The sequence below is a fragment of the Mesorhizobium sp. B2-3-14 genome (assembly GCF_006442175.1).
Lineage (GTDB): Bacteria > Pseudomonadota > Alphaproteobacteria > Rhizobiales > Rhizobiaceae > Mesorhizobium > Mesorhizobium australicum.
The window spans coordinates 341,853-355,799 of record NZ_VFVP01000004.1 but is presented as its reverse complement, the minus strand read 5'-3'; the positions used below and the strand labels follow the sequence as shown (position 1 = coordinate 355,799).

Below are 13,947 nucleotides of genomic sequence, written 5' to 3'. Positions count from 1 at the left end.
GAGCCTAATCCTCATCCTGCAGGAAAGCTTCCAGCCTTGCCGAAGCAAGCCCGGCCTGTTCGGCAATGCGCCTGGCGAGATCCGCGGCGGCCGCGCGCGGCCGGCCCACCGGACGATCCAGCCAGTAGGAAACGGGATTGAGCACGGTGCGATCGTCAACGGCGACGAGGCGGCCGGACTGTATCTGGTGCTCGGTGAGCGGCGGCCGCGCCAGCGCGATGCCGAGGCCATGAGCCGCTGCATCGAGCACCAGATTGTAATCCTCGAAACGACGGTCTTGCGGGCGCGGCCGGTAGTCCATGTCCTGCGCGGCCAACCAGGCGCGCCAGCCCGAAGCGTCGGAATCGTTGATCAGCGGGAATTTGAGCAGCCGGGCTGGATCGCCGCTGCCGATCTCGCGTGCGAGGCCCGGCGAGGCGATCGGGAAGAGATATTCTTCGAACAGTTGCACCGAGACACGGCCCGGGATGCGGCCGCGACCGCAGCGCACCGACAGATCGATGCCTTCGTCGGCGAGATCGGCCTGGCGGTTGTCGACATCGAGCACGATGCGCAGGCGGGTGGGATCGTTCTCCAGCGCCGCCATGCGCGGCATCAGCCACAGGCCGCTCACCGAAGGAATGGAGGCCAGGCGCACCACCGCGGTGCCGCGCGGCTCCACCCACCGGTCGGAATTGACCGAGATCAGCGCGAAGGCTTCGGTGGTCCTGAGATGCAGGCGATTGCCTTCGTTGGTCAGCGTCACGCCGCGCGCGCCGCGCTCGAAAACCTTCAGGCCAAGCCAGTCCTCGAGTTTGGCGACCTGCCGGCTGACCGCGCCATGTGTGAGGTTGAGTTTTTCGGCGGCGGCCGAGAAGCTCCCCGTGCGCGCCGCCGCGTCGAAAGCGCGCAACGTCTCCAAGGGCAGCATGCTGTTCGAGCTGTGATCCATGCTCACAGGTGACCCTCGATTTGGTCGTTTGTCAATTGACCTGGAAAGGCGTTTCCTGCTCCCGAGACCTGAAGAATCCGAGGCACTGGGATGAGCACGACGACAGGCACGTTGAATTCGACACAGCGGATGGACACCACGGCAGCCATTGCCGTGGCGCTGACGGTGATCGGCTGGGCCTCCGCCTTCCCGGCGATCCGGGCCGGGCTCGCCGCCTTTCAGCCGCTGGAGCTTGGCGCCCTGCGCTTTGCCATCGCCGCCGTGCCGGCGGCGATCTTCCTTGCCATCAAGCGTCCGGCTCTGCCCGGGATTGGCGATCTCTGGCGCTTCGCCTTTGGCGGCGCCATTTTCGTCGCGCTCTACACGGCGATGCTCAATTTTGGCGAACTGACGGTCTCGGCCGGAGCGGCGGGCTTCATCATCAATGTCAGTCCCATCTTTACCGCCATCATGGCAATGGCGCTGCTCGGCGAGCGCTTCTCCGGCCTGGCCTGGATCGGCACGGTCATCTCCTTCGCCGGCATCGGCATCATCGCCGTCGCCGACGGGCGTGGCCTTCATTTCAATGCCGGCGCGCTGCTGGTACTTGGCTCGGCCCTCTGCTCGGCCGTCAACACCATCGTCCAGAAGCCGCTGTTTGCCCGTCATCATCCGCTAACGATCGCGGCGTCCAACATGGTGCTCGGCGCGCTCTGCCTGGCGCCCTTCCTGCCCACCGCTCTGCAGCAGGCCGCTGTCGCCAACACTGCCGGCCTCGGCGCCGTCATCTATCTCGGCATCGTGCCCAGCCTGATTGCCTATGCGGCGTGGGCAACCGCGCTGTCGCGCCTGCCGGCGGCGCGTGCCTCGAACTTCCTCTATCTGGTCTCGCCGATGTCGGCCCTGATCGGCTTCTTCTGGCTGGGCGAGGTGCCGACGCTGCTCGGCATCCTCGGCGGCGCGCTGGCGCTCGGCGGTGTCATCGTGGTGAATTTGAAACGCTGATTCAAAAGCTTGCGATCTTTCCCTGACTCCTGTCGGGAACCACCGATTTCATCGCCAGTTGACGGCTGCCGCAAGGCGAGGCAACTGTCACGCAGTCTTGGCGGATGGTCGTCGCGGGCGCTGTGAGGTCGGGATGGGAAGACGTTTTATCTCGACGGTCGTTTGCTTGTTGCTGCTTAACGCGAAAGCCGTTGCGGGTTGGTACCACGTGGAAAACTACGAGGGTTTCCTCGGGCCGTCTCCCATCCATTTCTCCATACAGACATATGATAGCTTAGGCAGCGCGCCAAAGGTCGATGGAAGCTACTTCTACGACGCGAAGCAGAGCCCGATTGCGCTGTATGGCACGGTCACCGGCACCAAGTTCGTGCTTTGCGAGATTTCAGACGACAAGGAATTCTATCGGATAATTGTGCAGGGGCCGAGACCCGCTGTCGATACCACAAGCTGCCCATTCTCCCTCGACCTCAATGGAAACGCTGTGACCGGAAGCTGGAGCAAGGGCACGGATAGATATCCCGTCACCCTCAAGAAAATAGCGAGCCTGGATGACACCGGCGAGGCGAAGATCGACGGCACCGTCGAGATTTCCTTCTGGGCGCAGACAGCCACCGACAGGTTTTCGGGAATTTACACGAATACCAGCGCCGGCCTTTGCATGGAAAAAATGCGTGTCATCAAAAAGAGCAGCCGCAAGGTTGTCCAGGAAATTACTTTCGCCGATGACGACGCGTGCAGTGCCGGCATGCTGATGACGACCATCTATATGAACGTCGAGAAATGGGTGGAGCGAGGCAAGGACGTCATTTCCGTGAATTTTCGAGGCGGTGGCGCCGGAACCGCGGTCGATTACGTCTTCAATTCACGGACAAGGAAATATCAGCGGAGGAAGTGAGGGCTGGCCGCCGGGCAGCCGTTTCACCGCCGTCCGAACAGCCGCTCGATGTCGGCCAGCTTCAGCTCGATATAGGTCGGGCGGCCATGATTGCAGGTGCCTGAGCCCGGCGTCGCTTCCATCTGGCGCAGCAGAGCGTTCATCTCCTCGGCCTTGAGCAGCCGCCCGGAGCGCACCGAGCCATGGCAGGCCATGGTGGCGGCGATCTTGTCCAGCCGTTCCTTGAGCGTCTCGACCGTGTCGTTGTCGGCAATCTCGTCGGCGAGGTCGCGGACCAATTGCTGGACGTTGGTCTCACCGAGCATCGACGGCGTCTCGCGCACGGCGACCGCACCCGGTCCGAAACGCTCGATGCCGAGGCCGAAGCGGGCGAGCGTTTCGGAATGCACGACCAGCCGCTCGGCGTCCTCCTCCGGCAGGTCGACAATCTCGGGCAGAAGCAGCATCTGTGACGGCACCGGCCGCGCGTGCAGCGCGTTCTTCAGCGCCTCGTAAACCAGCCGCTCATGGGCCGCGTGCTGGTCCACGATGATGAGCGAATGCCTGGTCTGGGCGACGATATAGTTCTCATGCACCTGCGCGCGCGCGGCCCCCAGCACCGCGCCGAGCAGCGTCTCCGCCGCCTCGCTCTGCCCGGCGCGCGCATCGGCGCTGGCAAGCGGGCCGGCATCGAACGCGGCTTGCTCATTTTCGCCAAATCCGCCCTGTCTTGCGCCGGTGCGTTCAAAGCCCGGGCTGTCGAATTGCATGTCGAGCGGCCGCTGCGGCGAGCGCGCGGGATCGAAGCCGGCGGCGCCTGAAGCGCGATAGGCCGCGTCGTAGCTGCGATGGCCATTGGCCGGGCCGGGATGCGCATAGGACGGGCTGCCCGGCCGGAACGCTGCCATCATGCCGGCGGCGCCGGTGGTGGCCGAGCGGATGCCGGCATCGGCCAACGCTTGCCGGATCGCGCCGACAATCAACCCGCGCACGAGGCCCGGATCGCGGAAGCGGACATCGGCTTTGGCCGGGTGGACGTTGACGTCGACGACGGCCGGATCGAGCGAAAGAAACAGTACCGTCACCGCATGGCGGTCGCGCGGCAGGACGTCGGCGAAGGCGCCACGGATCGCTCCGGCGATCAGCTTGTCGCGCACCGGGCGGCCGTTGACATAGGCATATTGCTGCAATGCGTTGGCGCGGGTGAAGGAGGGGATCGACACATGGCCGGTCAGGTGCACGCCTTCGCGCATCGCATCGATGGCAATGGAATTGTCGGGAAAGTCGGCGCCCATCACCTGCGCGACCCGGCGCAGGCTGCCGTCCGCGCTGTCGTCGGTGGCCGGCAGTTCCAGCGTCGTGCGGTCGGAACCGGCCAGCGTGAAACGCACCATGGGGAAGGCGATGGCGATGCGCTTGACCACATCGCTGATCGCCGAGCTTTCGGCGCGTTCGCCCTTCATGAATTTCAGCCGCGCCGGCGTGGCGAAGAACAGGTCGCGCACCTCGACGGTCGTGCCGCGATTGGCCGCCGCCGGCTTGATTGGCAGGACGCGGCCGCCCTCGATGCCGATCTCTGCGGCGCTGTCGCTAGAGGCCGTGCGCGAGCGGATCGACAGCCGCGACACCGAGCCGATCGATGGCAGCGCTTCGCCGCGAAAGCCGAGCGAACGAATGTCGTTGATATCCTCGGTGAGCTTGGAGGTGCAGTGGCGTGCAATGGCCAGCGCCAGTTCCCGTTCAGGAATGCCAAAGCCGTCATCGGTGACGCGGATCAGGTTCAGCCCGCCGCCCGATGTGACGACTTCTACCTTGCTGGCCCCGGCATCGAGCGCATTCTCGACCAGTTCCTTGACCACGCTCGCCGGACGCTCGATGACTTCGCCGGCGGCGATCTGGTTGATCATCGTTTCGGAAAGCTGGCGGATGGGCATGCTCTGATCTTACACGGATTCGGTGGGCGCGCGCGAGGCCACTTTACGCCTGCGCCAGCAGCCAATCCCTGACCTTGCGCGCATTGTCGCTGAGCTCGCGGTTCTTCGGCCAGATGACGTAGAACGCGGTGCCCGTCTTCATGATGTGGTCCGTCACCGGCACCAGCAGCCCGGTCGACAGCAGCCGCTCGACAAGGTGGCGCCAGCCGAGCGCGATGCCTTGCCCCTCCATGACCGCCTGGATCACAATCGCATAGTCATTGATGCGCAAGCCACGCTCCGCATTGCGGAGACTGGCTCCGGCCGATTGGAACCATTCGTCCCAGTTCGGGGCCTCGCGATAGGGCTCTTCCAGATGAATGAGGCGGTGTGTCGCCAGTTGCTCGACGGTCTCGGGCCGGCCGAATTTCGTCAGATAACTGGGACCCGCGACCGGAAAGATCTCTTCGTCGGAGAGCGCTAGCGAGTGGTAGTCCGGCCAGTCGCGTGGCACGCCTCCGCGCACGGCAAGCGGAATGCCTTCCGCGATGATGTCGAGATCTCGGTCGCCGGTCTGGATGCGCAGGTCAATGCCCGGCAATTCATCGCGGAATCGCTGCAGGCGCGGCATCATCCAGAACGAGCCGAAGGCCGTCGAGGCGGCGAGCGTCACATGGCCGCCAGTCGCCTGCAGACGCAGGTCCTCCGCCGACTTGCGGATGTGGGAAAGGCCGAGCGAGACGTCGGCATGGAAGCGCTCGCCGGCCTCGGTCAGGCTGACCTGGCGGTGGCGGCGCTGGAACAGCGTGGCGCCAAGCTGTTCCTCCAACCCACGCACGGCATAGGAAACTGCGGCCTGCGTCATGCCGAGCTCGCGCCCGGCGGCGGTGAAACTCGACAACCGGCCGGCCGCCTCGAAGACGATCAGGCTGCCGGCGGAGGGCAGGAGGTGGCGAAGGCTTCGCATAAGCTCAGCTTATACAAGAGATCAGGATTTTCCAGCGTCACAGTCGAATTTCACCTCGCTAAGTTGACCGGGATCGAAGGGATGGAGGCTCCATGAACGCACCGGCCACTGAATTGACCGAGCAAACCCATCGCCGTGGTGGTGGCCGTCTCGGGCGCAAGGCGATGAGGAGCGCGCCGATTGCCTCGTTCCCGACCCTGGTGCGCCAGATCCCGGTCTATGAGATCGTTCCCGATGAGGCGGTGGAACTGATCCACGAGGAGTCGCTCAAGATACTCGAAGAAGTGGGCTGCGAATTCCGCGACGACGGAGCCATCGAGCTCTGGAAGGCGGCTGGGGCCGATGTCAGGGAAACGCGCGTGCGTATCGACCGCGCGCTGCTGATGGAGCTCGTCTCGAAAATCCCATCCGAATTCACGCTCCATGCGCGCAATCCCGAGCGCACGGTCCGCGTTGGCGGCAAGAACTCGATCTTCGTGCCGATGTATGGCGCGCCCTACATACGCGACCTCGACAACAACAGGCGCTACGGCACGCTTGCCGACCTCAACAATTTCCACAAGCTCGCCTACATGGCGCCGGCGCTGCATTCCTCGAGTTCGGTCATCTGCGAGCCGATGGAAATCGCCGTGCCGAAGCGGCATCTGCACATCATCCATTCGGCGCTGAAACATTCCGACAAGCCGTTCATGGGCATCGTGACGTCCAAGGAGCGCGCCGAGGACACGATGGCGATGGCTGCAATCGTCTTCGGCGAGGAGTTCGTCCGCGAAAACCCGGTGCTGGTGGCGATCACCAACTGCAATTCGCCGCTGGTCTGGGACGCCACCATGATCGATGCGATGCGGGTCTATGCAAGCCACAATCAGCCGCTGATCCTGGCGCCGTTCGCGCTCTGCGGCGCCTCGACCGCGGCGTCGGCCGTCGGCGCGGTGGCGCAGGTCAATGCCGAGGCGCTCGCGGGCGTGGCCCTGACCCAGCTCATCCGTCCCGGTTCGCCCCAGATCTACGGCCAGTTCATGGTCACGGTCGACATGAAGACCGGCGCTCCCATGGGCGGCACGCCGGAGGCCGCCCAGATGATGTATCTGATGGGTGCGCTGGCGCGGAAATACAAACTGCCGTGGCGCACATCGGGCTTTCATGTCGGCTCGAAGCTCAACGATGCCCAGGCTGGCTATGAGGCGAACATGCTGATGCATGCAGCCATCCTCGCCGGCGCCAACTACATCTGGCATTCGGCCGGATGGCTGGAAGCGGGTCTCACTTGCGGTTACTCGAAATTCGCCACCGACTGCGAACAGCTTGTCGGCTGGTACAAATATGCCGGCGGCCTGCCTTTCGACGATTTCAAGGAAGCGATGGCAGCGATCCGCGAGGTCGGGCCGCAGGGCCATTTCCTCGGCACCCAGCACACGCTCGAGCATTTCGAGAAGGCTTTCTTCATGCCGAGCATCATGGACTTCAACTCCTACGAACAATGGAAGGCGGAAGGGGCGAAGGACCACGACACGCGCGGCCGCGAGAAGGCGCGCAACATGCTTGCCGACTATGAGGAGCCGAAACTCGACGAGGGCATTGCCGACGGTCTCAAGGATTTGATCGCGCGGCGCGAGGAAAAACTGCCTGACAGCGTTAGTTGAAAAAGCAGGCAAAGACCTCACGGGAACAACAAGGGGAGAATGACATGACGATTTTCAGAAGCAACGGCGATCGTGTGCCGCCCGCTATCGAAGCGATGGCGGCGGAAGCGAAGGCGGGTCGCATGGACCGGCGCGAGTTCCTGGCGCTGGCTAGCGCGCTTGGTGCGTCGACGGCATTTGCCTATGGCATGATCGGCCTCGCCGCGCCGACGCAAGCTGTGGCCGAGGAACCGAAGAAGGGCGGGACGCTGCACGTCTCGATGGCGGTGAAAGCGCAGAAGGATCCGCGCACTTACGATTGGGTGGAACTGGCCAATATCTCGCGTTGCTGGCTGGAGCCGCTGGTGCGCTACACCAGGCAATTCACCTTCGAGCCGGTGCTGCTCGAAAGCTGGGACATCAACGACGACGCCACCGAATACACGCTGCATGTGCGCAAGGGCGTCACCTGGAACAATGGCGATGCCTTCAGCGCCGATGACGTGGTGCACAATGTGACGCGCTGGTGCGAGAAGGGCGTCGCCGGCAACTCGATGGCGGCCCGCGTCGGTGCGCTGATCGATGCCAAGACCGGCAAGGCCAGGGACGGCGCCATCACCAAGGTCGACGACAACACGGTCAAGCTGAAGCTCAGCGAGCCCGATATTTCGCTTATTCCCAATTTCACCGATTATCCGGCGCTCATCGTGCACCGCAATTTCGACGCCGATGGCGCCGACCCGATCAAGAAGCCGATCGGCACGGGAGCGTTTGAGTTGGTTTCTTACGACGTCGGCCAGAAGGCGGTGGTCAAGCGCCGCGAGAACGGCAAATGGTGGGGCGGCGAGGCGCCACTCGACGGTATCGAATTCATCGACTACGGCACCGATTTCAACGCCACGGTGAACGCATTCGATTCCGGTGAGATCGACCTCAACTTCGAGTCGCCCGCCGACTTCATCGACATTCTCGACAAGATGGGGCTGCAGAAGTCGGAGGTCGCGACCGCCACCACGCTGGTTGCCCGCACCAACATCACGCACAAGCCCTACGACGATCAGCGCGTTCGCAATGCGCTGCAGATGGCGGTCGACAACAACGCGGTGCTGCAGCTCGGCTACAACGGCCGCGGCACGGTCGGCGAGAACCACCATGTCAGTCCGATCCATCCGGAATACTATGCCCTGCCCAAGAAAGAGCGCGACGCCGCCGGCGCCAAGAAGCTGATGGCGGACGCCGGTCAGGCCGACTTCGAGCACGAGCTGATCACCATCGAGGACGACTGGCAGAAGAACACCGGCGACGCGATCGCCGGCCAGCTGCGTGACGCCGGCATCAAGGTCAAGCGCACGGTGCTGCCGGGCTCGACCTTCTGGAACGACTGGACGAAATATCCCTATTCGATGACCATCTGGTACATGCGCCCGCTCGGTGTCCAGGTGCTGGCGCTGGGTTATCGCACCGGCGAGGCGTGGAACGAATCGGCCTATTCCAATCCCGATTTCGACGCCAAGCTCAAGCAGGCGCTCTCGCTGATCGACGTCGCCAAGCGCAAGGAGGTGATGAAGGATGTCGAGCAGATCCTGCAGGACTCCGGCGTCATCATCCAGCCGTTCTGGCAGAAGCTCTACAGCCACACGAACAAGAAGGTGAAGAACTACGGCGTCCACCAGACCTTCGAAATGGATCTCCAGAACGTCTGGCTGGACGCCTGACGCCGGAAGTTCAGCCACACCGCGCCGGCGCCCCCGTGTGCCGGCGCAATGTCGCCGATGGGGAGAGAATTTGCATGTCCGGCCGGATCTTCAAACGTTTGTTCGAGCCGGCCACCTTGCGTGGCAAAACATTGCGCAACAGGATCGTGTTTGGAGCCCATACGGCTAATATGGCCGAGAACGGGCTGCCGACCGAACGCCATGTCGGCTACTACGCCGAACGCGCCATCGGCGGCGCCAGCATGATCGTGGTCGAGCCGATGCCCGTGCATCAGGCCGCCGTGCTTACCCGTGGCAATTTCAGCCCGTCCGATGACCGCGTCATCCCGCATTTCCGCAAGGTGACGGAGGCGATCCGCGGCAACGGCGCCGTCGCCATCCAGCAGCTCTACCATGTCGGTCAGCACGCGGACGCGGACAACTCGTTTCACCCCGGTTGGTCGCCTTCCGGCCTGCCGAGCTACCACGATTCCGACGGCTCGCATCGGATGTCCGAAGCCGAGATCGAAGAAACGATCGACGGCTTCGTCCAGGCCGCGCGCCGTTGCCACCAGGCCGGCTTCGACGGCGTCGAGGTCTGGGCGGCGTACCATTCGATGCTGGACCAGTTCTGGACACCTTGGTCGAACCGCCGGGACGACCGATGGGGCGGCAGCCTCGAAAACCGCACCCGCATGAGCCGTGAGGTGATGACCAGGATTCGCCGGGAATGCGGCGATGATTTTATCATCGGTCTCGCGATCAATGATGAGCCCGAAGTCGAAGTGGCGCTGAAGCGCGAAGCGCTGGCCGAGATCATCGACCTCCACGACCGCGATGCCTTGATGGACTATGTCACTTGCGGAACGGGTTCCTACTTCGATTTCTACAAGATCATGCCGACCTTTGTTTACCCGGAGAAGCTCGGTGCCGACCTGGCGTCCGTGCTCAAATCCACCGTGCGTCACGCGTTGATCACCGCCGAGAGCCATATCCGCACGCCCGAGAACGCCGAGAGCGTGCTGAGCGAAGGCCGTGCCGATCTCGTTTCCATCGTGCGTGGGCAGATCGCCGATCCGCATCTGGCTGCAAAGGCTGCCGCCGGCCGGCCGCAGGACATTCGCGGCTGCCTGTCCTGCAACCAGATGTGCTGGGGCCGGCGCAGCCGTGACTACTGGATCAGCTGCGTCATCAATCCTTCCGCGGGGCGGGAATGGGAGTGGGGCGGCGACCGCTTTGCTCCGGCCAGCCAGCCGAAGCGCGTACTGGTCGTCGGTGGCGGCCCGGCCGGTCTCGAAGCGGCGCGCGCCGCGGCCGAGCGCGGCCATCGCGTCACGCTGGCCGAGGCATCCGACCGCCTTGGGGGGCAGTTCCGTCTTGCCGGGCTGCAGCCGCGCCGTGCCCAGATTCTGGACCTGATCGACTGGTATGAGCGCCAGCTCGGCCAGCTCCAGGTCGACATCCGCTACGGGCAGTATGTCGAAGCCGACGATGTCGAGCGCGAGGGCGCCGATCACGTCATCGTCGCGACCGGCTCGATGCCGCCGGACGGCGCTTTCCAGCGGGCCTTGCCGCATTGGGAGAGCATTCCGGGCGACGGTCCGGTGCTCTCGGCCGAAGCGGTGATGGCGCGCGAGGCGAGGCCGGGAAAAAATGTTCTCTTGCTGGACGATGGCGGCAACTGGAAGGGCTGCGGCACCGCCTGGAAACTCGCCGAGGATGGTCACAACGTAACGCTTGTGACACCGGACGCCCTGGTCGGCAAAGAGCTTCAGCGAATGGCCGTCGATGCGCCGCTGCGACGGGCACTCGCCAAGCTGAAGGTGCGGTTTGTGACCGAGAGCGCCGTCGTTCATTGGGACGGCAGGGTGGCCAGGATCGCTTCGCTGCTCGACGGGACCGAGCAGCAGGTCGAGGCCGACGCTTTGGTATTCGCCGCCACCAGCATGGCGCAGGACAGCCTGTCCATCGAGCTCGAAAGGCGCGGAATTGCGCATACCTCCATCGGCGACTGTACCGCCTCCAGACAGGCGGCATTTGCCATTCATGACGGGCGCAAGGTGGCGCTTGGTCTTTGACCATCGCGAAAGGCGCCATGCCAGGCAAGGCATGAACGGGGCTGATGTCTGAATGCGTATCAGGTCAATCAAAGTCTATCAGGTGCTTCTGCCCGTTAAAGGCGGTGCCTACCGGATGGCCAGCGACACCGTGCAGAATTTGGACAGCACGCTGGTTGAAGTCACCACCGAGGATGGACTGTCAGGCTGGGGTGAGACTTGCCCGATCGGCCCTGTTTATCAACCCCAGCATGCTCTGGGCGCGAGAGCGGCAATTGCTGAAATAGCGCCGGGACTTATCGGCGAGAACACAGCGTCCATGCGCCGCCTCGCCAAACGAATGGACGAACGGCTGAACGGTCACAACTATGCCAAGGCGGCCTTGGACATAGCTCTCCTCGACCTCGCCGGCCAGTGGCTGGGCGTCCCTGTTTCAACACTTCTCGGTGGTGCGCTCACCGGTCGCGTGCCGTCATACTACTCGACGACCGTCGGTGCTCCGGACGAGACCGCGCGTATTGCCGCCGACAAGGTCAATGCCGGATATCCACGGCTTCAGATCAAGATCGGCGGGCGGGATCTCGAACAAGACGTCGCCACTGTGCACAAAGTATGGGAGGCGGTTGGCTTCAGGGCCCGCATAGCCGTCGACGCCAATCGCGGCCTGACCGCTGCCGCGGCGCTGCACATCGATCGGCTTTGCCAGGCAATCCCGTTCGTGTTCGAACAGCCTTGCAACACCATGGAGGAAGTCGCTGGTCTCAAAGGGCGCGTTACGCATCCGATCTATCTCGATGAGAGTACCGAGGATTTGAATGCCGTGCTTCGGGCAGTTTCGTCAGGTATCGCCGACGGATTCGGATTGAAGGTCACCCGTCTTGGTGGTCTGACCAAGATGGCCACGGTCCGCGACCTGTGTGCGATACGATCTCTTCCGCACAGCTGCGACGATGCCTGGGGCGGAGACGTCATCGCCGCGGCATGCGTCCACCTCGCCGCTACCGTCGAGCCGAGACGTTTTGAGGGAGCCTGGATCGCGCAGGAGTACATCGAAGGGCATACTGATCCCGCAAACCCGATCGTGATCGAGAACGGGCATATACGCGTCCCGCAGATCCCAGGGCTCGGTGTCAAGCCTGAGCGCTCCCAACTCAACGCGCCGATCGCCACTTTCGGAAACTAAGGATCGTTGGATTTGATCTATGCAAGCAGACGCGCCGCCCGGAGGAGGCTTCATGAGCCGCAAAAAAGCCGATATGCACGATGCGTGGTATTGATTGCCTTCCGCAGTCAAACATTCGGGGAAATCCATGAAACTGCTGCTCGCTGCCATCCTGTCGATTGCCGCACCAGCCGCGGCATTGGCCGGCCCGGCGTCCGACGCCGTGAAGTTCTTCTATGTCCCGCAGGTCAAGTTCGAGGCCGACGCGCAATACCGCGATCGCTTCACCGAGCCGGTGACGAAACTGTTCGACCTCAACGACCAGGCCACCAAGAAGAATCCGGACCAGGTCGCCTGTATCGACTTCGACCCCGGCCTCGACGCGCAGGATTTCGACCAGAAGGCCCTTTCCAAGACACTGAAGCTGTCCGAGACGGTGGAGGGCGATACGGCGCAGGTGGTGGCGAGTTTCAGTCTTTTTCCGGAAGGAGACGATTCGCAGCGCGAAATGCACTGGTCGCTGAAGAAGGTCGACGGCAAGTGGAAGATATCGGACATTGCATCGAAGACCAGCGACTGGACGCTGAGCCAGCTCGAATGCATGGCGGGCCAAGATCCGGAGTGATGCGATGGCCGGTCGCACGCTTCTTTTGTTCTCGGCCGTGTGCCTGCTGGCGGCGGACTTGAACGGCGCGGCCGCTCAGGGGCTGTTGGGCGCGCCGCCGGCAAAAGCTCCGGCCGGGACCGCGCCCGATGACAGCGTGACGCCGCCGGCAACCCCGCCTGGCGGCGCCGCGGAGCCGCCGACCCCACCCGTCGCATCGCCGCCAAGCGAGCCTGCCGCTCCAATCCAGCCGGGGTCGCCGACCGCGGTGGTGCGGCCGTTCTACGATCAGGTCGGCCTGGAGGTCGATCCTGCTCAGCGCGGCCATTTCATCGATCCGGCGAAAGCCGTGCTCGACAAGAGCGATGCCTTGCGCAAATCGGGGCAGGGCGAGTGCCTGGACCCCAACATGGCGCTCGACAATGCGGACTACGACAAGGCCGAGATCGACAAGAGCCTGAAGACGCTCGAAGCGATCAATGGCGACCAGGCCAAGGTGATCGTCGCCTTCGTCGTCGCCGGTAACCCGCACCGCCTCGAATGGAAGTTCAAGAAGGTCGATGGCGAATGGAAGATAGCGGACCTTTTGTCGGTGACCGGCGAATGGGCGCTCAGCCAGTACCAGTGCGAATGATGGCCGAACTAGCCGCGCCCGCGATAGGGGGTGACGCCGGTATCCGGCAGCCAGGCGCCTTCGGGCGGAGCGCCGGTCTGCCAGAACACATCGATCGGAATGCCGCCGCGCGGATACCAATAGCCGCCTATGCGCAACCAGAGCGGCTTGGTCGCGGCCACGATGCGGCGTCCGATCATCACCGTGCAGTCTTCATGGAAGGCGCCATGGTTGCGAAACGAGGTCATGAACAGCTTGAGCGACTTCGATTCCACCAGGGCGGCATCGGGTGCGTAGTCGATGACGATGTGGGCGAAATCCGGCTGTCCGGTCACTGGGCAGAGCGAGGTGAATTCCGGGCAGGTAAAGCGGACGATCGCCGGCGGCCCGTCGCCGCGCGAAAACGGCACGGTTTCCAGGACCGCGGCTTCGGGGCTCTGTGGCGTCTCGACGTGCGTGCCGAGCTGGGTGAGATTTTTGGTATCGATCATATGCGGTTTCCCTTGGATTTGCCGCTCATTAGCAC

Annotated in this window: 12 protein-coding genes; 8 read left to right on the top strand and 4 right to left on the bottom strand. The window is 63.6% G+C overall.

Features of this window, described 5'->3' with window-relative positions; genetic code table 11:
• Positions 1–4 precede the first annotated feature (4 nt).
• On the bottom strand, positions 5–931 hold the full coding sequence (locus FJ950_RS13460) for a LysR substrate-binding domain-containing protein (protein WP_083883064.1): 927 nt from the start codon (positions 929–931) through the stop codon (positions 5–7).
• 90 nt (positions 932–1,021) lie between these two features.
• On the opposite strand from FJ950_RS13460, the gene FJ950_RS13455 reads away from it, so the two are divergent.
• Together FJ950_RS13455 and FJ950_RS13450 are read left to right on the top strand one after the other, a co-directional pair.
• Positions 1,022–1,915 (top strand): DMT family transporter, encoded by an 894-nt coding sequence (locus tag FJ950_RS13455; RefSeq protein ID WP_140617123.1) that lies wholly within the window; start codon positions 1,022–1,024, stop codon positions 1,913–1,915.
• Positions 1,916–2,048: 133 nt separating this feature from the next.
• A complete protein-coding gene (locus tag FJ950_RS13450; RefSeq protein WP_140617122.1) occupies positions 2,049–2,810 on the top strand; it encodes a hypothetical protein in 762 nt (253 codons plus the stop codon).
• Positions 2,811–2,833: 23 nt separating this feature from the next.
• Here the strand turns inward: FJ950_RS13450 and mutL are convergent, their stop codons facing one another.
• Positions 2,834–4,723 carry a DNA mismatch repair endonuclease MutL gene (gene mutL / locus FJ950_RS13445; protein WP_140617121.1) on the bottom strand — a complete coding sequence of 630 codons (1,890 nt, stop codon included), beginning with the start codon at positions 4,721–4,723 and terminating at the stop codon, positions 2,834–2,836.
• Between the two features lie 43 nt (positions 4,724–4,766).
• Positions 4,767–5,669, bottom strand: a complete 903-nt coding sequence (locus FJ950_RS13440) for a LysR substrate-binding domain-containing protein (protein ID WP_015318339.1) — start codon at positions 5,667–5,669, stop codon at positions 4,767–4,769.
• A gap of 92 nt (positions 5,670–5,761) precedes the next feature.
• On the opposite strand from FJ950_RS13440, the gene FJ950_RS13435 reads away from it, so the two are divergent.
• The 6 genes from FJ950_RS13435 to FJ950_RS13410 all read left to right on the top strand — a co-directional run bounded on the left by FJ950_RS13435 (position 5,762) and on the right by FJ950_RS13410 (position 13,442).
• A complete protein-coding gene (locus tag FJ950_RS13435; RefSeq protein ID WP_140617120.1) occupies positions 5,762–7,312 on the top strand; it encodes a trimethylamine methyltransferase family protein in 1,551 nt (516 codons plus the stop codon).
• 44 nt (positions 7,313–7,356) lie between these two features.
• Positions 7,357–9,006 (top strand): ABC transporter substrate-binding protein, encoded by a 1,650-nt coding sequence (locus tag FJ950_RS13430; RefSeq protein ID WP_140617119.1) that lies wholly within the window; start codon positions 7,357–7,359, stop codon positions 9,004–9,006.
• Positions 9,007–9,080: 74 nt separating this feature from the next.
• On the top strand, positions 9,081–11,063 hold the full coding sequence (locus FJ950_RS13425) for an FAD-dependent oxidoreductase (protein WP_140617118.1): 1,983 nt from the start codon (positions 9,081–9,083) through the stop codon (positions 11,061–11,063).
• A gap of 52 nt (positions 11,064–11,115) precedes the next feature.
• Complete coding sequence (locus FJ950_RS13420; RefSeq protein ID WP_140617117.1) at positions 11,116–12,225, top strand: mandelate racemase/muconate lactonizing enzyme family protein; 1,110 nt, start codon at positions 11,116–11,118, stop codon at positions 12,223–12,225.
• Positions 12,226–12,352: 127 nt separating this feature from the next.
• The gene (locus tag FJ950_RS13415; protein WP_015318334.1) at positions 12,353–12,829 is read left to right on the top strand and encodes a DUF3828 domain-containing protein; all 477 of its coding nucleotides are present in this window, start codon (positions 12,353–12,355) and stop codon (positions 12,827–12,829) included.
• A 4-nt stretch (positions 12,830–12,833) separates the two neighbouring features.
• Complete coding sequence (locus tag FJ950_RS13410; protein WP_140617116.1) at positions 12,834–13,442, top strand: hypothetical protein; 609 nt, start codon at positions 12,834–12,836, stop codon at positions 13,440–13,442.
• Between the two features lie 8 nt (positions 13,443–13,450).
• Here the strand turns inward: FJ950_RS13410 and queF are convergent, their stop codons facing one another.
• Positions 13,451–13,912, bottom strand: coding sequence for a preQ(1) synthase (gene queF, locus FJ950_RS13405; RefSeq protein ID WP_015318332.1), 462 nt, complete (start codon positions 13,910–13,912; stop codon positions 13,451–13,453).
• Between the last annotated feature and the right edge of the window lie 35 nt (positions 13,913–13,947).

Bases quoted from the DNA above. Each gene is read 5' to 3' on its own strand.
- FJ950_RS13460 (WP_083883064.1), bottom strand. From the start codon at position 931: ATGGATCACAGCTCGAACAGCATGCTGCCCTTGGAGACGTTGCGCGCT.
- FJ950_RS13455 (WP_140617123.1), top strand. From the start codon at position 1,022: ATGAGCACGACGACAGGCACGTTGAATTCGACACAGCGGATGGACACC.
- FJ950_RS13450 (WP_140617122.1), top strand. From the start codon at position 2,049: ATGGGAAGACGTTTTATCTCGACGGTCGTTTGCTTGTTGCTGCTTAAC.
- mutL (WP_140617121.1), bottom strand. From the start codon at position 4,723: ATGCCCATCCGCCAGCTTTCCGAAACGATGATCAACCAGATCGCCGCC.
- FJ950_RS13440 (WP_015318339.1), bottom strand. From the start codon at position 5,669: ATGCGAAGCCTTCGCCACCTCCTGCCCTCCGCCGGCAGCCTGATCGTC.
- FJ950_RS13435 (WP_140617120.1), top strand. From the start codon at position 5,762: ATGAACGCACCGGCCACTGAATTGACCGAGCAAACCCATCGCCGTGGT.
- FJ950_RS13430 (WP_140617119.1), top strand. From the start codon at position 7,357: ATGACGATTTTCAGAAGCAACGGCGATCGTGTGCCGCCCGCTATCGAA.
- FJ950_RS13425 (WP_140617118.1), top strand. From the start codon at position 9,081: ATGTCCGGCCGGATCTTCAAACGTTTGTTCGAGCCGGCCACCTTGCGT.
- FJ950_RS13420 (WP_140617117.1), top strand. From the start codon at position 11,116: ATGCGTATCAGGTCAATCAAAGTCTATCAGGTGCTTCTGCCCGTTAAA.
- FJ950_RS13415 (WP_015318334.1), top strand. From the start codon at position 12,353: ATGAAACTGCTGCTCGCTGCCATCCTGTCGATTGCCGCACCAGCCGCG.
- FJ950_RS13410 (WP_140617116.1), top strand. From the start codon at position 12,834: ATGGCCGGTCGCACGCTTCTTTTGTTCTCGGCCGTGTGCCTGCTGGCG.
- queF (WP_015318332.1), bottom strand. From the start codon at position 13,912: ATGATCGATACCAAAAATCTCACCCAGCTCGGCACGCACGTCGAGACG.